The sequence below is a fragment of the Pseudomonas sp. GCM10022186 genome (assembly GCF_042656385.1).
Lineage (GTDB): Bacteria > Pseudomonadota > Gammaproteobacteria > Pseudomonadales > Pseudomonadaceae > Metapseudomonas.
In genome coordinates, this window is record NZ_JBHSOU010000069.1 from 25608 (window position 1) to 44477 (window position 18870).

Sequence of the window (18870 nt, forward strand, 5' to 3'; positions counted from 1 at the left end):
CATGGACGTTCGGGCGCGAACTTTAGGACCACAGCCCCCGCAGATCAATCAAAAATTGCCGCTTTGCCGCATCCCTTTGTCGCATCGCCAGTTGACTGTTTCGAATCCTCAACAAAACGTCATGGAATGCTGCACAGATGCGGGTTTCAGGGTGATGACAGGGGGAGACGTGCGTAGGGGGATGTCGCTTTTTACATCCACCAACGGGGCTGAAGGCTGAAGGCTGAAGGCTGAAGGCTGAAGGCTGAAGGCTGAAGGCTGAACGAATTGTCCCTGTGCGTAGGGTGGATGTCGCTTTTCACATCCACCAGCGGAGCCTGGGCGAGCCTCCAATGGTGGACCGGTGAAGCGTGGTCCACCCTACGGGGCCGCTGCGCGGCCCTCCGCGAATGAATTCGCCCCCACATCCCGTTTTTCGTCCAGCCTTCAGCCTTCAGCGCTCTTGTCGGCTTTCCCTACAGTTCGGATGCCCGGCGGCGCTGATCGACCGCCCATTTCCCGCTATAATCCCGCGTTTTTCCGGGCCGTCCGCGCCCCGCCATCGATTCCAACGGGCACCAATCCATGACCATCCAGGCCGCCGAAGTCGCGAAACGCCGCACGTTCGCGATCATCTCCCACCCCGACGCCGGTAAGACCACCATTACCGAAAAGCTGCTGCTGATGGGCAAGGCCATTGCCGTGGCCGGTACCGTGAAGTCGCGTAAATCCGACCGGCACGCCACCTCCGACTGGATGGAGATGGAAAAGCAGCGCGGCATCTCCATCACCACCTCGGTGATGCAGTTCCCCTACCGCGAGCACATGATCAACCTGCTCGACACCCCCGGCCACGAAGACTTCTCCGAAGACACCTACCGCACCCTGACCGCGGTGGACTCGGCGCTGATGGTGCTCGACGGCGGTAAAGGCGTCGAGCCGCGCACCATCGCCCTGATGGACGTCTGCCGCCTGCGCGACACTCCCATCGTCAGCTTCATCAACAAGCTCGACCGCGACATCCGCGACCCCATCGAGCTGCTCGACGAGATCGAGGCGGTGCTGAAGATCAAGGCCGCGCCGATCACCTGGCCGATCGGCTGCTACAAGGACTTCAAGGGCGTCTACCACCTGGCCGAAGACAAGATCATCGTCTACGTTCCGGGCCACGGCCACGAGCGCATCGAGACGAAGGTGATCGACAAGCTCGACTCGGACGAGGCCCGCGCCCACCTGGGCGACCTCTACGACAACTTCGTCGATGAGCTGGAACTGGTGCAGGGCGCCTGCCACGAGTTCGACAAGGACGAGTTCCTCAAGGGCCACATGACCCCGGTGTTCTTCGGTACCGCCCTGGGCAACTTCGGCGTCGACCAGGTGCTCGACTGCATCGTCGACTGGGCACCCAAGCCGCTGTCCCGCGCCACCCACGAGCGCAGCGTGGAGCCCACCGAGGAGAAGTTCTCCGGCTTCGTGTTCAAGATCCAGGCGAACATGGATCCCAAGCACCGCGACCGCATCGCCTTCATGCGCATCTGCTCGGGCAAGTACGAGAAGGGCATGAAGATGCGCCACGTGCGCCTGGGCAAGGACGTGAAGATCGCCGACGCCCTGACCTTCTTCTCCAGCGAGCGTGAGCAGCTGGAAGAAGCCTTCGCCGGCGACATCATCGGCCTGCACAACCACGGCACCATCCAGATCGGCGACACCTTCACCGAAGGCGAGGCCCTGGGCTTCACCGGTATCCCGCACTTTGCCCCGGAACTGTTCCGCCGCGTACGCCTGAAGGACCCGCTGAAGTCCAAGCAGCTGCGCCAGGGCCTGCAGGAACTGGCCGAGGAAGGCGCCACCCAGGTGTTCTTCCCCGAGCGCAACAACGACATCATCCTCGGCGCGGTCGGCGTGCTGCAGTTCGACGTGGTCGCCAGCCGCCTGAAGGAGGAATACAAGGTGGAGTGCGCCTACGAGGCGATCAACGTCTGGTCGGCGCGCTGGATCGAGTGCAAGGACGAGAAGAAGCTCAAGGAGTTCAAGGACAAGGCCTTCGAGAACCTCGCCGTCGATGGCGGTGGCCACCTCACCTACCTGGCCCCCACCCGCGTCAACCTCAGCCTGATGGAAGAGCGCTGGCCGGACGTGAAATTCCGCGCCACCCGCGAACACCACTGAGCCTCTGCCGGCGCGCGCCCCCCCCGCGCCGGCCTCGCTCGACCCACGGACAGTTCAGGCGCTACCATTCCGGCCCCTAGAGCGAAGGAAATCGCCCCTTGGACAGGCCCCGCGAAAGACAGCCCCGCACCAACCCGGACGAACGCCGCGAACATCTGGTGCGTGCCGCCCTGCGCTGCCTGGTCGCCGAGGGCCACGCGGGCATTTCGGTGCGCCGCATCGCCAAGGAGGCGGACGTCGCCGTCGGCCTGATCAACCACTACTTCGGCAGCATCGACGCGCTGGTGGCCCAGGCCTACGAGACCCTCGCCACCGAAGTGAACCAGCTCCTGCAGGCACGTATCGATGAGGCCGGCGACGATCCCGAGGCGCGTCTCGATGCCTTTCTCATCAGCTACTTCTCCCCGGTGACCCTGGACCCCGACCTGCTGAGCCCCTGGGTGGTGTTCTGGAGCCTGATACGCCATTCGCCCCAGGTGAACGAAGCCCACGAACGCACCTACGGCGGCACCCTGCGGATGCTGGAAGTGTTGCTCTCGGACCTGTCGCGCAAGGAAGGCTTCACCATCGCCAAGCCCCGCCTGGCGGCCATCGGCCTCTCCGCCCTGCTGGACGGCCTGTGGCTGGAATGGTGTCTGAACCCGGCCAACATCAGCGCCGAGGATGGGCTGGAAATCAGCCGGCGCTGGGTGGCAAGCCTGCGGCGCGGGGCTTATGCCTGAGCCCGTCGCATAGGTTGAATCGACGACCTTGTGGGGGCGAATTCATTCGCTAAGCAGACCGCAGGTCTGCCCATGAGGCCTTTCGGGGCAGCTGCGCTGCCCTTCGCGAATGAATTCGCCCCCACAGGAAAAGCAGCCCCTGCCCAGGCCGTAGCAGCCTCTTTCAGTTCGCCCTGCGGAACATGCTCCGCCGCTCCACCCGCGCAGCGCCTGCCTCGATCATGAAGGTCAGGCAGATGTAGATGCCCGCCACCAGCAACAGGGGCTGGTAGATCTGGAAGGTCTGCGCGCGCACCACGTTGGCGGCGCCCAGGAGGTCCACCACCGCCACGGTGGAGGCCAGCGCGGTGGACTTCAGCAGCAGCACCATCTCCCCCGCCAGGGTCGGCAGCAGCAGGCGGATCGCCCGGGGCAGCCAGACCCGCATCAGCACCAGGCGATGGCGCATGCCGAAGGCCGCCGCCGCCTCCAGCTCGCCGCGCGGCACCGACTTCATCCCGCCACGGATTACCTCGCCGACATAGGCGCCGACCGAAAGCACCAGCGCCAGCACGATGTACCAGAAGCCATCGCGCAGGTAAGGCCAGAGGAAGCTGCCGCGAATCAGCGGGAACTGGGCGAACAGGCTGCCCACGCCGTAGTAGAAGATGTAGATCTGCACCAGCAGCGGCGTGCCACGGATCACGCTGGTGTAACCCAGGCTGAGGCCGGCGATCAGCGGGTTGCGCGACATCCGCGCCAGCGCCACCCCCAGCGCCAGGACGAAGCCCAGCACGGCGGAGATCAGCAGCAACAGCAAGGTGGTGCCCAGCCCGTTCAGCAGCAGGCCGGCATAGTCGAGGATCCAGCTCGGGGTCATCGGGGACGCCTCCTCACACCGACGGCATCCAGCGACGGAAGCGTCGCTCGAGCCAGCCGGACAACAGGTTGGAGAGCAGCGTCAGCACATAGTAGAAGGCCGCCGCCGTGAGATAGAACATCAGGTACTGGCGCGTGGACCCGGCCGCCTGCTTGGCGGTGAACAGCAGCTCGCTGGTCCCCACCACGCTGATCAGCGCGCTGTCCTTGATCAGGTTGACCCAGAGGTTGGCCATCCCCGCCAGGGCGTTTGGCGCCATCACCGGCAAGGTCACCCGGCGGAACAGGCTGACGCCGCTCATGCCGAAGGCGCGGGCGGCCTCGATCTGGCCGTGGGGAATGGCCTGGATCGCGCCGCGGAAGATCTCCGAGGCATAGGCCCCCTGCACCAGCCCGAGCACCACGATGGCCACCAGGGTGCCGTTGAGCTTGACCTGGGTGTAGCCCAGCCAGCCGAGCACCTCGTTGATGCCCATGGAGCCGGCGTAGAACAGCAGGAGGATCAGCAACAGCTCGGGCACCGCCCGGCACAGGGTGGTGTAGCCACGCATCAGGCGGGCCAGCGGAGGCGGACCGTTGAGCTTGGCGACGGCGACGCAGAGCCCGATCAGGATACCCACCAGGAAGGCGCCAACGGAGATTTCCAGGGTGACCCACAAACCCTTGAGCAAGGCCGGTCCCCAGCCCTGGGGGCCGAAGCCGACCAGATCGAAGTAAGACGACATCAGTACACCTCGACGCGAAGCGGAAACTCGCCGCCCCGGTGGCCCGGGGCGGCAACGGGGATCACTGTTTCGGCGCTACGCTGACGTCGAAGTACTTGGCGGAAATGGTCTTGTAGTCCTCGCTGGCCAGGAGCTTGCCGATGGCGTCGTCGAGGCGGGCCTTCAGTTCCTGGTCCTCCTTGCGCAGGCCGGCGCCCATGCCGCGCCCGAACACCGGGTCGTAGGGGACCTCGCCCTTGACCACCAGACCGGCCGCCTGGGCATCGGCGGATTTGACGAAGTCGGCCACGCCCAGGCCATCGGCCAGCATCAGGTCGATGCGCCCGGCCGCGAGGTCGGCGTTCACCGAGTCCTGGGTGTCGTAGTAGCGGACGTCGGCGATGCCCTCGTAGAACTTCTTCACGTAGTTGGAGTTGTTGGTGGATATCTGCACGCCGATCGCCTTGCCCTTCATGGAGTCCGGCGCGGCGCTCACCTCCAGGGCCTCGGGCGCGACGATCACGGCGGGAGAATCGTAGTAGGGACGGCTGAAGGAGATCTGCTTCTCGCGCTCCTCGGTGATGGACATGGAGTTGAAGATCACGTCCACCTTCTTCGCCAGCAGCGCGGGGATGATGCCGTCCCAGGCCACCTCCTCGATCACGCACTGCGCCTGCATGTCGCTGCAGAGCTTGCGGATCAGGTCCGGCTCGAAACCGGTCCACTGGCCGTCCGGCTGCCTCACCGAGAAGGGCGGATAGGGCTCCGCCGCCAACGCGAACCGGATGGGTTCGGCCTGCGCTCCCGCTATGCCAGCGACGAGCATTGCCGCACCCGCCATCCAACCTGCCAGTTGAGACTTCTTCATCGTGATCCCCTTGCCCTGCTTGGTTTTGTTGTGGTTCGAGCTTATCGAGGCGGGCCGCCGGCGGCGGCCGCGGTCATCGATTCTGGTGAGCGGTGACGAACTGCCGGCAGCGCTCGCTGCGCGGCCTGAGGAAGACTTCCCGGGGTGGCCCCTCCTCTTCGATCCGGCCCTGGTGGAGGAAGGCGACGTGACTGGAGACGTCACGGGCGAAGGCCATTTCGTGGGTCACCAGGATCATGGTGCGGCCCTCTTCGGCCAGGGAGCGGATCACCCGCAGCACTTCGCCCACCAGTTCCGGGTCCAGCGCCGAGGTGGGCTCGTCGAAGAGCATCACCTTGGGCTCCACGGCCAATGCACGGGCGATGGCCACGCGCTGTTGCTGGCCGCCGGAGAGGAAGGACGGGTACTCATGGCGCTTGGCCGCCAGCCCGACCCGCTCCAGCAGGGCCTCGGCGCGCTCGATGGCTTCGGCGCGGCTCTCGCGCAGGACCTGGATGGGCGCTTCGATCAGGTTCTCCAGCACCGTGCGGTGGGGCCAGAGGTTGAAGCCCTGGAACACCATGCCCAGGCGCGAACGGATGCGGGTCAGCTGCTTCTGGTCGGCCACCATCGGCTCGCCGATGCGATTGGTGGACAGCTGGATGCTTTCGCCGTCGACCCTGACCTCGCCCTGGTTGGGAATCTCCAGCATGTTGATGCAGCGCAGCAGGGTGCTCTTGCCCGAACCGCTGGCGCCGATCAGCGACACCACATCGCCTTCGCGGGCGGTGAGGGAAACGCCCTTGAGCACCTCGAACTGGCCGAAGCGCTTGTGGATGGAATCCACCTCCACCATCTTCGGCCGCTCGGCCCTGGCGGGTGCGGCTTCGGCAGCCCGCGTCGGAATCACCTCGATGGTCGGCCGGCCCTTCAGGGTGGCCGCGAAGCGGCGGATGCGCGCGCAGGCCTCGGCCAGCTGCGCCTCGCCCAGGGTGTAGGACAGGCGCACGAACCCGCTCGCGGCCGGCCCGAAGGCCTCGGCATCGAGCACCGCAACGCCGGTTTCGCGGAACAGCCGCCAGGCGAAGTCCAGCGAACCGAGGCCGCTGCCGCGCACATCCAGCAGGACGAACATGCCCGCTTCCGGCTTCAGCACCTTGAGCGGTGCGCAATCCTCCAGGGCGCTCACCACCAGGTCGCGGCGGCGGCGGTAGAGCTCGCGCATCTGGGCGGTCACCTGGTCGTAGGAACGCACCGCGGCCAACGCCGCTTCCTGCACGAATCCGGGCAGGCCGTAGAGCACGTTCAGCGCGAGGTTCTCGATATGCGCCACCAGCTCCGGGCAGGCGACCACCCAGCCCGTGCGCCAGCCGGTCATGGCGTGGGACTTGGACAGGCTGCCGATGCTCACCGTGCGCTCGCGCATCCCCGGCAAGCTGGTGAAGTAGCGATGGGACTCATCGAAGACCAGGCTTTCGTAGACTTCGTCCACCACCACCCAGAGGTCGTGCTGGCGCGCCAGTTCGGCGATGGCCTCGAGCTCCCCGCCGTTCAGCACCACGCCCGTCGGGTTGTTCGGGTTGGCGAAGAAGATCGCGCGGGTGCGCTCGGTGATGGCCGCGCGCAGGGCGCCGAGATCGGGACGGAAGCCGCCCTCCGCCGGGCACGGCACCCGCACCAGGGTCGCGCCCGAGGCCTTGAGGGTGGCTTCGTAGGTGACGTAGACCGGGTCGAAGACGATGACTTCATCGCCCGCTTCGAGCAGGCACATGGCGGCGGCATAGAGACCGTTCTGCGCGCCGGCGACCAGGATCGTGCTGTCCGCCGACACGGCCTGGCCGGTCAGGCGTCCGTGCAGGTCGGCGATGGCCTGGCGCAGCTCGGGGCGACCGGCGACGTCGCAGTAGTGGGTATCGCCGGCGTGCAGCGCCTGGACGGCCGCCTCGGTGATGGATTCGGGGGTGGCGAAGTCCGGATCGCCGATGCTGAGGACAATGACATCCTCGCCCGCCCGCTGGGCCTCGATGGCCGCGTAATGGATATCCCAGGCGGCCGTGCCTGGCCCTGCCATCCTCTCCACAATCGAAGCAAAACGCATGTTCGAGCCCCATATCGAATGGTGGAATCCGGACCGCTTGACTGCATCGACGAACCGGCGAGTGGCCCAACCATAGCCAAGAATGAACGAGTGTTCAATAGCGTTTTTCGCCTCGATTTTCCTGGCCTTCGCAATGCCCCGAGGCAGAGCGGGCGCCCCCGGGAAAGCGCCCGTTCGCCCGGCGATCGGGCATGTCGCAAGGCGCCGCCGGGTATATGCTGGCGGCCATGCTGATCGATACCCACAATCACCTGGACTTCCCCGATTTCGACGCCGACCGCAACGAGGTACTGGCGCGCTGCCGCGCCCTGGGCGTGCGGCGGCAGGTGCTGCTCGGGGTGTTCCAGGGCAACTGGCAGCGGATCTGGGACCTGGCCAACGCCGAAGACGGCTTCTGCACCGCCTTCGGCCTGCACCCGGTCTACCTGGGGCAACACCGCGACGAGCATCTGCTGGAACTGCGCCAGCTGCTGGAACGCCATGCCGGGCACCCCAAGCTCTGCGCGGTAGGCGAGATCGGCCTGGACTATTTCATTGCCGAACTGGATCGCGACCAGCAGCAGCGCCTGTTCGAGGCCCAGCTGGCGCTGGCGGCGGAATTCGAACTGCCGGCCCTGCTGCATGTGCGGCGCAGCCATGCGGCGGTAATCGCCACCTTGAAGCGCTTCCGCCTCAAGCGCGCCGGCATCGTCCACGCCTTCGCCGGCAGCGTCGAAGACGCCAAGGAGTACCGCAAGCTGGGCTTTCGCTTAGGGCTGGGCGGCGCGCCCACCTGGCCGCAGGCCAACCGCCTGCGCAAGGTGGTGGCGCAGCTGCCGCTGGAGTGCCTGGTGCTGGAAACCGACTCCCCGGACATGGCGCCGGCCATGCACCCCTACGGGCGCAACAGCCCGGAGTTCCTGCCGGACATCTGCGCGGCGCTGGCGGAGATTCGCGGCGTCACGCCAGAGGAACTGGCCGAGGCCAGTACGCGCAATGCCTGCGAGGTGTTTGGCTGGGAAGGGCTGTAACTTTTCCCTGTGGGGGCGAATTCATTCGCTAAGCAGACCGCAGGTCTGCCCTTTGGAGTTCCAAGGGGGCAGCTGCGCTGCCCTTGGCGAATGAATTCGCCCCCACAGAAGAGCTCGGCCGAATCAGACCCTGAACGCACCAATCAACTGCTTGAGCTGCGCCACCTGTCCGGACAGCTCGCGGCTGGCCTGTTCGGTCTGGCTGGCGCCCTCGGCGGTGCGCTCGCCCGCGTGGTTGATCTCGACGATGTTCTGGTCGATGTCATGGGCCACGGCGGTCTGCTGCTCGGCGGCGGCGGCGATCTGCTGGTTCTGGTCGACGATCAGGCCCACCGCACCGAGGATATTCTCCAGCGCCGCCTGTACCTTGCCGGACTGGCTGACGGTGCCGTCGGCCATCTGGTGGCTGGTGCTCATCGCCTTCACCGCTGCGCCGACGCCGCCCTGCAGCCGGGCGATCATCTGCTCGATTTCCTCGGTGGACTGCTGGGTACGCTTGGCCAGGGTGCGCACCTCGTCCGCCACCACGGCGAACCCCCTGCCCTGCTCGCCGGCACGGGCCGCCTCGATGGCCGCATTCAGCGCCAGCAGGTTGGTCTGCTCGGCAATGCCCTTGATCACTTCCAGCACCCGGCTGATGGAGGCGCTGTCCGCCGCCAGCTGATTGATCACCGCCACCGACTGGTCGATCTCGCCGGCCAGCCGCTCGATGCTGCCCAACTGGGACTCCACCAGGGCGCGGCCGCTGACAGTTTCCTGGTTGACGCTCTGCGCACTGCCCACCGCTGCGGCGGCGCTGCGCGCCACCTCCTGGGCGGTGGCGGACATCTGGTTCATGGCCGTGGCCACCTGCTCGATCTGGCTGCGCTGGCCGGCCACCGCCTGGTTGCTTTCGCCGGAAACCCGCTCCACCCGGCCGGCCTGGCGCTCCACCTCGGCCACGGTATGGCCGACCAGCTCGATCAGGTCGTGGATCTTCGCCACGGTGCCGTTGAACACCTGGCCCAGCTCGCCCAGTTCGTCGCGGCTTTCGGCGCGGAAGCTGACGGTCATGTCGCCGGATGCCACCTGGTCCATCACCTTGCCCAGGCTCTTCAGGGTGGTGCGCGTGGAGACGTAGAAACCGCTGTAGAGGTAGACAATCGCCAGGAACACCACCAGCAGGGCCACCACCAGCAGCACGGTCTGCATGCGCTTGCCGGCCAGGCGGCTTTCCAGCTCGGCCTTGAGGAAGGCCAGGGAGCCGTCGTTGAGCTGGTAGGTCTTCTCCAGCGTCGCGCTCACCTGGTCGTAGAACTGCCGCCAGGGTGTGCTGAGGGTGTCGGCCATGATGACCTTGTCCTCGAAGAGCGTGGCGCTCTGCTTGATGGTCTCGCGGCTGGCAGCGGCCAGGGCGTCCAGCGCCTGGTGCGCGCGCGGGCTGCCATCGAGGGCGTCGGTGAGCTTCAGGCCGTACTCGGCATTGAGCTTGTCCAGGTCCAGCAGCAGGTCGTCCAGCTTGGTGCTGGCAGCCGAATTGAGGAACCCCTGGCCAAGGGAGTAGGCGCCGATGGCGCGGCCCTTGCCCAGGGCCATGGTGATTTGCGGGGTGGCGCTGGTGACCAGTTCGGTGATCTGCCGGACATCGGCCTGGTCATCCTGGCTGAGGCCGGCCTGGGCGGCGACGAAGCGGATGAAGACCTGGGCGTTGCCCAGCAGCTTCTCGATCATCGCGCTCTTGCTCTGCAGGGAGGTCTCACCCTTGGCGGCCTGCAGCGCAGTGAGCAGTTCGTCGCGCTTGGCGTTGAACGCCTCGACCTGCTCGGGCTCCGACACCACCGGCGCCAGCCCCTGGAGCATGGCCAGCAGCTCCTTCTCCAGACCGACGATACGCTGTTCCAGGTCGCCGGACTGGCCCGACTGGCCGATCATCGAGTTGATCAGCACCAGGTCGTTGAGGCTTTCGAGGTTACGCCGCAGCGTGAGGCTGGTACCCAGCAGGTCGAGGCTCTGCAGCTCGGCGCGGGTACTGACGAATTGCCGGTAGGAGTCGCGCACCAGATAGAAGTTGGTGATCAACATCGGCAGGAAGAACAGAACGCTGATCAGGCTGAACTTCATACCGAAGCTGAGGCGGTTCATCAGCGCGATGGCAGGATACAACAGGGTCTTCACAAGACGCCTCCTGTTCACATTTATTGTTATGGATGCGCACCGATCGCCGACAGCGTGGCTCGACCAATGCGTCGCAACATCCCCACGCTGCGACGCGGCCGCCCGACTCGGTCAGATATCGAGCGAATTCGGATATTTCGGGCGCGAGCACCTGTGTACCTGATATCGGCAGGAGTTTCTGTAATTAAAGGTTAAGCAGGAGGAGGCCGACCGGCGGTGTCGCCGGGCATCGATCCACCGAACGAGGCCCCCGGAACCCTCGAATGGTGGAAATCCGCTTCGTGGATTTCCACCCTACCGCCGGGTCGTGACGCCCGTTCCCGTCAGAACAGCAGGGCCCAGACGGCGAAACCGGCGTACCAGAGCACCGCCGCGCGCACCAGCAGCTGCCAGAGGGCATCCAGGGTCGCCACCCCGGCATCGCCGCTGACGGGCTCCGGCAACTCGGCGGCGGCGCGGCCGGCCAGTTCGATGTAGCGCGAAGCCGGAATCTCCCAGCTCAGCAGCTCGTGCAGCAGCACCCGGCTGACGCCGACGAAATTTCCCACCAGCGAGAAGCTTGCCGCCAGCACCCGCACCGGCAACCAGTCGAAGGCGTGACGGATCACCTCCGCCCGCTCGCGCACGGCCGGCGTCGCGGCATGTTCGGAGGCCAGGGCCAGCAGACGGTAGGCCAGGGCCGCCACCGGCCCCAGCAGCGCGTACCAGAAGATCACCGCGAAGAAGCCCTGGTAGGCCTGCCAGAGCTGGTAACCCTGCACCTGCTGCAGGAGGTCGCTGCTCTCGTCGGCCTCAAGGCCGAGGTCGCGCTCGGCCACATGGTAGGCGCCCTGGGTGTCGCCCCGCCGCCAGGCATCGCGGAAGGGCCCGATATCCTCCAGCACATCGCCGCGGCCCAGGCTGTAGATGATCACCAGCAGGTGCACCGGCAACGCCAGCCAGCCGTAAGCCAGCGGCTCCAGGGCCGTCAGCAGCAGCGCCAGCAATACCAGGGGCAGCAGCACCAGCAACATCAGGATCGCCCAGGGGCGGCCGGCGAACCGGGGGTTGGCCTCGGCCTTGGCCAGTTCGCGGGTCCAGAATCCATCCTGCTGGATATGCCGGCGCCAGGCGGAGAACTTCTCGATCCAGAGCACCAGCAACAGCACCAGAAAATACATGGGTCCCTCCTCTTGATCAGGGTACGAGCGCGGCCCGCAGGCGCGCCCAGTCGAAAGCCGGCCCGGGATCGGTCTTGCGCCCGGGGGCGATATCGCTATGGCCGCAGATGCGCTCCGGCGTGATGGCCGGGTAGACGCGGCGCAGCTGCTCCACCAATGCGATCAGCGCAGCGTACTGGGGTTCCGTGAACGGCTGGTCATCGGTGCCTTCCAGCTCGATCCCCAGGGAAAAGTCGTTGCAGTTGTCCCGCCCCTCGAACAGGGAGACTCCCGCGTGCCACGCGCGCTCGTTGCACGACACGAACTGGGTGATGGCGCCGTCGCGCTCAATGAGGAAATGCGCGGACACCCTGAGATCGCGGATGCCCTCGAAGTACGGATGTTCGGCGGGGTCCAGTCGGTTCTGGAAAAACTCCTGCACCTTGCCCGTGCCGAACTGGCCGGGCGGCAGGCTGATGTTGTGGATCACCAGCAGGGAGACTTCCCCCAGCGGGCGACAGTTGAAGTTGGGCGAGGGGCGGTGGCTGATGCCCAGGCACCAACCGGAAGCGGGGTCCAGCTGCATGTCGGCTCCTTGGTCTGCCGCCACTTTAGGCACAGTGGAGCCATTTTAGCGAGTGGCGCAGACGGGAACGGTGGGAGCGATTCCCATCAGCCACGCGCGATGGGTATCGCAAGCTCGCGGAACGCCGCCCGACCCATCCCACAAAAGCCAGCCCGAGCGCAGTGGCGATCGTAGGATGCGGTGGAGCGGAGCGATACCCATCAGTCGGGATCGATGGGTATCGCAAGCTCAACCCATCCTACAAAGTCAGTCCGAGCGCCGCGTGGGCATCCGTAGGATGGGACGAGCGAAGCGATTCCCATCAGCCGCGCGCAATGGGTTTCGCAAGCTCGCGGAACGCCGCCCGACCCATCCCGCAAAAGCCAGCCCGAGCGCCGTGGCGATCGTAGGATGCGGTGGAGCGGAGCGATACCCATCAGTCGGGATCAATGGGTTTGGCAAGCTCAGCAGGATGTTCGCTGCGCTCAAGCCCCCTTGAGCCGCCGCAGGTTGCCGATCACCGACTCCAGGGCGCGGTCGAACAGCAGGGCATCGTCCAGCAGGCGGATGGCCTTGCGGCGGAACTCCACGGCCAGCCCCATGCGGGTCTTCTCCAGCACCTTCATGCCGGTGCGGTTGACGAAGATGTACTTGCCGGTGGGCTTGATCAGCGCCGCCAGCTTGCAGCGCAGCTTGTGCTCCTCGTCCTCCTGGAACTCGACCCAGCTGCCCACCCGCAGGTTGTCGACGAAGCCCAGGGCCTCGTCGTCGTCCGCCAGGCTGAGCTCGGGCTCCGGCACCGGCTCCTCGCCCGGCGCCGCGAGGACGATTTCCTCCACCACCGCCACCATGGCCGGCGCCCCCTCTCCGGGCTCGTCCGCGGCCGACAAATCCAGCAGCGGAGGTATCGAGTCCAGGCCGGAGCCTTCGACCACGGCCACCGGCTCCGGCTTGCGGAAGCGCTGGAAGGCCTGCACGTGCAGCGCCTCCAGCCGGCTGAAGAACTCACTGGTGGAGAAGGGATCGAAGGCGGCGCTGGCCAGGCCGTCGCGTAGGGACTTGAGCAGGCCCGGCACCCGTTCCAGCAGGCGCGCGCGAGCTTCCGGCGCCTCGAACGGCTCCACGCTCCAGATCAGGTCATCCATGGTCTGCAGGGCGGACTGCCATTCGGCCGACTCCACACCGTGCTTGAGGCAGGTCAGCAGCAGCACCTTGCTCCAGGCTTCCCGCAGCAGGCGCACCACCACTTCCGGCAGGGTGCGGCCGAGCAGGCGCCGGTTGAGGGCTTCCTCCACCTGCTTGCGGGCGAGTTCGGCCTTGGCGCGGCCCTCCTCGGCATCGCGGGTACGCTGCTCCAGCAGTTCGCTGCGGCGGCGTTCGTCGCCGGTGTAGGCGAGGAATTCGGCCAGCAGTTCGGCGAAGATCGCCGGGTCGTCGACAAAATCGTTCAACAGCCGTTGCACCACCTGCTCGATGCGCTGGTAGAGGCTGTCGCGCTGGGCATCGTCCTGCTCCACCCAGCCGAGCGCCGCCGCGGCGATCTCGTTGAGCAGGCGGCGCGCCGGGTGGCTGCCGCGGCTGAAGAAGGTCTTGTCCAGCAGGGCGACCTTGAGCATGGGGATCTGCATGCGCCCGATCAGCGCCTTGAGCGAATCCGGCAGGGTGCGGTCGTCAAGGATGAACTCGAAGAGCATGGACACCAGGTTGATGACATCGTCATCCACCTGCCCGACCACCCGCACGCGGCCGCTGCGGGCACTGGCGCGGGTCAGCAACTGGTCGAGGCTGAGGCGCAGGTCGTAGTCGTCATGGGCCTGCTGCGGCAGGTGCTGCTGCAGGTGGGACAACAGGCGCATCAGGTCGAGGCTGCTGACCGGAATCGCACCGGCGGGATACTCGCGGCGCGGCAGCGCGGTGCCACGTACCTCGGAGAGCAACTCCTGGAGCACGCCGAAGACTTCCTGCACGCCCTCTTCCGTGGCCTGCCCACCTTCGACCGGTGCCCGCGGCTGGGCCGTGCGCGCCGCCGGGGCGGCAGGTTCCGGCTGGCGGCGGGCCGGCGCCGTCGAACGCAGGTCCGGCAGCACCCCGGCGGCGACCAGGGACTGGTTGGCTTCGGCGTAGATCTGGTCCAGCTCGGTGAGGACGTACTTCTCGAACAGCTTGAGGATGATCAGCTTGACCTTGATCTCCACGCCGAGGCTGCGGCAGGCGTCGAGGAAGGACTCGCACAACTGGCGCGGGCCGAGCGGATTGGTGCGGTCCTCGATCTTCTTGCTGACGAGCATATTGAGCCGCGCCGTGAGGTGGCCGAGGGCGATGCCATCGCGACTCATCACCTTGGCGACCATGGCGTCCAGGGCCACGGTTTCCTCGAGTTCGTCGTTCTGCACCAGCGACAGGCTGTCGAAGGACACCGCGCCCAGTTGCGGCGCCTTGCCGACCTCGTACTGCTGAAGGGAGGAGAATGACTCGAACACCTTCTGCAGGAAGGTCCGCTCGATGCTCTTGCGTTTCAGCCGCAGGTCGCGCATCGCCTCGAAAAAGGCGTTCTGCTCGGCATTGCTGGTAGCGCGGTCGGCCATCTCGAACAGGGTGTCGTCCGCATTGTCGAACAGCATCTGCAGCGCCTGCTTCAGCTGCACTGCCATTCTGTCGCGCACCTGGATCAAGGCCACGGGCAGCCTTCCTACCGGTGAGGTTGGCGATTGCTGGGCGGCCCCCTTGTTCAGCGGCACCACCTTCGCGTCGGTCTGCATCACGAGCCTCCCGCTGGCCGTGCCCTTCCGAAGGGCTTGCCGGGCCGCACATCGATCATGGGGAGTCATCCATAACGTCAACTATCTGGCGTCAAAATAGAAAATTCCGATGTCATTATATGGATGATGCCGTGACAACCAAGCGGTGTTTTCCTACAGACATGAATCAATTCACAGATGCAGGGCAACCGACCGACCAACGCACGACATGCAAGACGCACTCCTGACGGTCTAGCAGAAAGCACGGGCCGGCGGTCATCGACACTGCACCGGTCGTCGGCAGCCTTTATAATCGCCGCCATCCTGCCTGCGGAGCCCATCATGCCCAACCTCCTCCTCGCCGACCTCAGCGCCGAAATCGAGGCCAACGTACGCGCCGCCCTCAAGGAAGACGTCGGCAGCGGCGACATCACCGCCCAACTCATCCCCGAAGCGCGCCAGGCCCGCGCCAGCGTGATCACCCGCGAAGCCGCCATCATCAGCGGCACCGCCTGGGTGGACGAAGTGTTCCGCCAGATCGACACGCGGGTGAAGGTGCAATGGCAGGTGCGTGACGGCGAGCGCGCCGAAGCGAACCAGGTGCTCTTCCACCTCGAAGGCCCGGCCCGCGCCCTGCTCACCGGCGAGCGCAGCGCCCTGAACTTCCTCCAGTGCCTGTCCGGCGTCGCCACCCGCGTCGGCCACTATGTGGAGCTGGTGAAAGGCACCCAGGTGAAACTGCTCGACACCCGCAAGACCCTGCCCGGCCTGCGCCTGGCGCAGAAGTACGCGGTGACCTGCGGCGGCGGCCACAACCACCGTATCGGCCTGTACGACGCCTTCCTCATCAAGGAAAACCACATCGCGGCCTCCGGCGGCATCGCCCAGGCCATCGAAGCCGCCCACCGCATCGCCCCCGGCAAGCCGGTGGAAGTGGAAGTGGAAAACCTCGACGAACTCCAGCAAGCCCTGGAGGCCGGCGCCGACATCATCATGCTCGACGAACTCAGCCTCGACGACATGCGCACCGCCGTCACCCTCACCAACGGCCGCGCCAAGCTGGAAGCCTCCGGCGGTGTCAACGAGACCACCCTGCGCACCATTGCCGACACCGGCGTCGACTACATCTCCATCGGCACCCTGACCAAGGACGTCAAGGCCATCGACCTGTCCATGCGCCTCAGTCTCTGAGCGAATAGCAAATGGCCGGCTCCGGGCCTCCACCAGGTACGGCATGTATCCAATGCCGTGCCGTACGCGATCGAGCGGTTACTGGGCAGCCCACACCGACCGACGCCAATGGACGGCGCCCTCGGCCGCCTTCTACTTATCGAAAGGTAATACCTGGCAATAACGGGAGTCCGACATGGCGACTTCGATCAAGATCGACGACGAATTGAAAGGCCGTATCCAGCACCTGGCCACGCTACGAATGCATTGTTTTCACTGTGTTTTTATTTTTTCGAGGATAATCAGACCCATATGATGGGCGCCGCCGCGGCATACTTGGCGATCTCCCAGATGGAGGCGGCGCTGAACAGCGGCTCGACGTTGGGATCGAGCAGCATACCCAGCGCCCTTTCCGGCAGGTGGTCACTCCCCGCGAGCGCCCAAAGCAGAAGGTGGGTGTCGAACAGCAGCTTCATTCGGCGTCCTTACCGTAGAACATTTCCTCAATCTCCGCGGTGAACGGCGTGTCGATGTCATCCGGCACCACGATCACCCCCTTGAGCGCACCCAGGCGCTTAGTGGTGTCGACTGCCTTGGGGCGGATGATCCGCTCTATCTCATTCTTTGTGACGAACAGGTTCTTGGCGATGCGCGACCGCGCCACCCTCGTCCCCCTGACGGGCAGCTTATTGTCGCGGATTTCCGCAGCCAGCTTCTGCAAGAGGGCGATGGTGTCCTCCAGCTTCTGCGCGTCAGGTTCTGGCTTCCGTTTGGCGCTCATGTGCGCACCTCCTTTGTCTCTCCTAGGTAGTTATACAGCGTAGGGCGGCTGACCTGCATCAGCCGGCAGATTTCCGCGACCGTGTAATGCCGCTGGACACCATTGTGGCTATTTGAGGCTAGGGCAGGCAGTGGGTGCAGGGCGGACGCTTACAGATAAAAAGTATTAAAGACAAAGCAATACCGGGGAAGTGAGTGAATTTTCCCCTTATCTCGGCATGGCCCCAACCCCGCGCAATGGCCAATTCCATAATCCAGCCATCGGGAATTGCTGGCGGCCAGGGACAACCCCCTTGTGGGGGCGATTTCAATCGCTGAGCAGACCGCAGGTCTGCCCTCCCGGCCTTCCCAGGACAACTTCGTCGCCCTTGGTGTATGAACTGGCTCTGTCTGCATCAGGTGTCGAGACTGGCTGTAGCCCCTGTAGGATGGGTGGAGCTTGCGATACCCATCAGCCCCGTCCGCATGGGTATCGCAAATCCTACGAACTACGCACCTGGGGTGAAAATCCTGTGCCTCGCTCAACCCTTGGTGCGCACGGCGCACCCTACCTGGTCAGCTCTCAGCGCGATGGTTGAAACCTGGCAACAACCAACCCAGACAGAACCCATGCATTCGCCCCCACAGCAGCCTCGCCAGCATGGGGCCCATACTGGCGAAACAATGGCTGTAAGCCTTTTTCCGCTCGCCGGAAGAAAACAGCCCCCAGAAGGTAATGCCCAACGCCCATACCTGGGATCTGGGCAGCAACTACCACGGAATCTGTAAATGCAGCAAGCCGAACGGTTCCTTTGCTGAGATCAACTACACCTCTAGGACCGACCTTTCCAAAGGCCATTCGGCAATGGTCGATGGCACGGAGATGCAGTTTTACCAGGTCAACCGCAATATCCAGGTGGCGGCTGAGGTGTGGATCGCCGGCAAAAGACAAAAGTTCGTTCCCATTCCCTTTTCATCGATCAGCAATCTGGGGCCATCAGAGGGCAAAGTTTTCTACTGCAGTTCGAATGGAATGGCCGGCATCAACTTCGATACCGGCAAGACCGGTCGCCTGCACCTGATGATCGACAAGCCCTTCATCGGCGAATCGGTCATCCCCAAGACCAAGCTGCTGGAGCTTCGGGGTACCGTCGAAAATACGAGCTCCACCGGCGCAACGCCCCTGGCCGATGTCTGGATGAGCGGCAGCGTCGTCGTGCCCCAGAGCTGCGAACTCGCTCCCGGCCAGGTCACCACCATCGATTTCGGCAACCTCAACCCCTGGGAGGTGGCCGGGCCGGGCGAAACGCCCCAGCGCACGGTCTCCCGGACCTTCCAGATCCAGTGCAAGAACATCTCCGAGATGGTCGCCGTCAACCTGTCGCTGGAAGGGGCTCCTCACGCGAAACAGACCAACGCCCTGGCGGTGAACGACCGCAGCGACCTGGCCATCATCCTCAAGAACAACGGCCGCATCGTCCCGCCCCTGCGCGAGTTCGCCACCCCGAAACCGGAGAACCTCATCCCGCTCACCTTCAACCAGGCCGAGCAGAAGGGCGAGTTCGACCTGGAGACCTATCCCATCAAGGCGGAAAAATACGTCGACCCCGGCGAGTTCAAGAGCCAGGTCACGCTGAAGTTCGAATTCGAGTGAGCCCAGAGACGCCATGCGCAAATGCAATCGGGTGGATGACGCTCTTTTCATCCACCTTCAGCGCCACGGGAAATACCCTCTGGTGGACAGAAAAGCGCTGTCCACCCTACAGGGAGCGCCGGGCTACGAGGTGCTGATCGTGGCGGCAACCCCCTGTAGGGGCGAATTCATTCGCCAAGCAGACCGCAGGTCTGCCCTGCCGGCCCTCCCGGGGCAACTCCGTCGCCCCTGGCGAATGAATTCGCTCTGCCTGCATCTAGTGTCGAGACTGGCTGTATCCCTGTAGGAGCGAGCTCTGCTCGCG

15 protein-coding genes and 1 pseudogene are annotated in these 18870 nt (G+C 65.2%); 5 read left to right on the forward strand and 11 right to left on the reverse strand.

Going from position 1 to position 18870, the window contains the following annotated elements:
* The first annotated feature begins 564 nt into the window (after positions 1-564).
* Together ACFPU0_RS25315 and ACFPU0_RS25320 are read left to right on the forward strand one after the other, a co-directional pair.
* The gene (locus ACFPU0_RS25315; protein WP_377696048.1) at positions 565-2148 is read left to right on the forward strand and encodes a peptide chain release factor 3; all 1584 of its coding nucleotides are present in this window, start codon (positions 565-567) and stop codon (positions 2146-2148) included.
* Positions 2149-2246: 98 nt separating this feature from the next.
* The gene (locus tag ACFPU0_RS25320) at positions 2247-2870 is read left to right on the forward strand and encodes a TetR/AcrR family transcriptional regulator (RefSeq protein ID WP_377696049.1); all 624 of its coding nucleotides are present in this window, start codon (positions 2247-2249) and stop codon (positions 2868-2870) included.
* Positions 2871-3033: 163 nt separating this feature from the next.
* Here the strand turns inward: ACFPU0_RS25320 and ACFPU0_RS25325 are convergent, their stop codons facing one another.
* From ACFPU0_RS25325 to ACFPU0_RS25340, 4 genes are all read right to left on the reverse strand, one after another.
* Positions 3034-3729, reverse strand: a complete 696-nt coding sequence (locus ACFPU0_RS25325; protein ID WP_377696050.1) for an ABC transporter permease — start codon at positions 3727-3729, stop codon at positions 3034-3036.
* Positions 3730-3742: 13 nt separating this feature from the next.
* Positions 3743-4453 (reverse strand): ABC transporter permease, encoded by a 711-nt coding sequence (locus ACFPU0_RS25330; protein ID WP_377696051.1) that lies wholly within the window; start codon positions 4451-4453, stop codon positions 3743-3745.
* Positions 4454-4514: 61 nt separating this feature from the next.
* On the reverse strand, positions 4515-5300 hold the full coding sequence (locus ACFPU0_RS25335) for a transporter substrate-binding domain-containing protein (protein WP_377696052.1): 786 nt from the start codon (positions 5298-5300) through the stop codon (positions 4515-4517).
* A 73-nt stretch (positions 5301-5373) separates the two neighbouring features.
* Positions 5374-7377: an aminotransferase class I/II-fold pyridoxal phosphate-dependent enzyme gene (locus ACFPU0_RS25340; protein ID WP_377696053.1), complete on the reverse strand. Its 2004-nt coding sequence runs from the start codon at positions 7375-7377 to the stop codon at positions 5374-5376.
* Between the two features lie 191 nt (positions 7378-7568).
* Between ACFPU0_RS25340 and ACFPU0_RS25345 the strand changes: the two genes are divergently transcribed.
* On the forward strand, positions 7569-8387 hold the full coding sequence (locus tag ACFPU0_RS25345) for a TatD family hydrolase (RefSeq protein WP_377696054.1): 819 nt from the start codon (positions 7569-7571) through the stop codon (positions 8385-8387).
* A 123-nt stretch (positions 8388-8510) separates the two neighbouring features.
* Here ACFPU0_RS25345 and ACFPU0_RS25350 read toward each other — a convergent pair whose 3' ends face one another.
* From ACFPU0_RS25350 to ACFPU0_RS25370, 5 genes and pseudogenes are all read right to left on the reverse strand, one after another.
* Positions 8511-9224 carry a methyl-accepting chemotaxis protein gene (locus tag ACFPU0_RS25350; protein ID WP_377696065.1) on the reverse strand — a complete coding sequence of 238 codons (714 nt, stop codon included), beginning with the start codon at positions 9222-9224 and terminating at the stop codon, positions 8511-8513.
* Between the two features lie 144 nt (positions 9225-9368).
* Positions 9369-10508 (reverse strand): annotated as a pseudogene (locus ACFPU0_RS25355) (HAMP domain-containing protein); the annotation flags it as partial.
* A gap of 356 nt (positions 10509-10864) precedes the next feature.
* Positions 10865-11701, reverse strand: coding sequence for a regulatory signaling modulator protein AmpE (gene ampE / locus ACFPU0_RS25360; protein WP_377696055.1), 837 nt, complete (start codon positions 11699-11701; stop codon positions 10865-10867).
* 16 nt (positions 11702-11717) lie between these two features.
* Complete coding sequence (ampD, locus tag ACFPU0_RS25365; RefSeq protein WP_377696056.1) at positions 11718-12266, reverse strand: 1,6-anhydro-N-acetylmuramyl-L-alanine amidase AmpD; 549 nt, start codon at positions 12264-12266, stop codon at positions 11718-11720.
* A gap of 464 nt (positions 12267-12730) precedes the next feature.
* Positions 12731-15004 carry a DUF1631 domain-containing protein gene (locus tag ACFPU0_RS25370; RefSeq protein WP_377696057.1) on the reverse strand — a complete coding sequence of 758 codons (2274 nt, stop codon included), beginning with the start codon at positions 15002-15004 and terminating at the stop codon, positions 12731-12733.
* A gap of 321 nt (positions 15005-15325) precedes the next feature.
* Between ACFPU0_RS25370 and nadC the strand changes: the two genes are divergently transcribed.
* A complete protein-coding gene (gene nadC, locus ACFPU0_RS25375) occupies positions 15326-16174 on the forward strand; it encodes a carboxylating nicotinate-nucleotide diphosphorylase (RefSeq protein ID WP_377696058.1) in 849 nt (282 codons plus the stop codon).
* Between the two features lie 281 nt (positions 16175-16455).
* Here nadC and ACFPU0_RS25380 read toward each other — a convergent pair whose 3' ends face one another.
* A complete protein-coding gene (locus ACFPU0_RS25380) occupies positions 16456-16629 on the reverse strand; it encodes a hypothetical protein (protein ID WP_377696059.1) in 174 nt (57 codons plus the stop codon).
* Positions 16626-16934 (reverse strand): hypothetical protein, encoded by a 309-nt coding sequence (locus ACFPU0_RS25385; protein ID WP_377696060.1) that lies wholly within the window; start codon positions 16932-16934, stop codon positions 16626-16628. The genes ACFPU0_RS25380 and ACFPU0_RS25385 overlap by 4 nt, the downstream gene beginning before the upstream one ends.
* A 1011-nt stretch (positions 16935-17945) precedes the next feature.
* Here ACFPU0_RS25385 and ACFPU0_RS25390 point away from each other — a divergent pair.
* The gene (locus ACFPU0_RS25390; RefSeq protein ID WP_377696061.1) at positions 17946-18566 is read left to right on the forward strand and encodes a fimbrial protein; all 621 of its coding nucleotides are present in this window, start codon (positions 17946-17948) and stop codon (positions 18564-18566) included.
* Positions 18567-18870 lie beyond the last annotated feature (304 nt).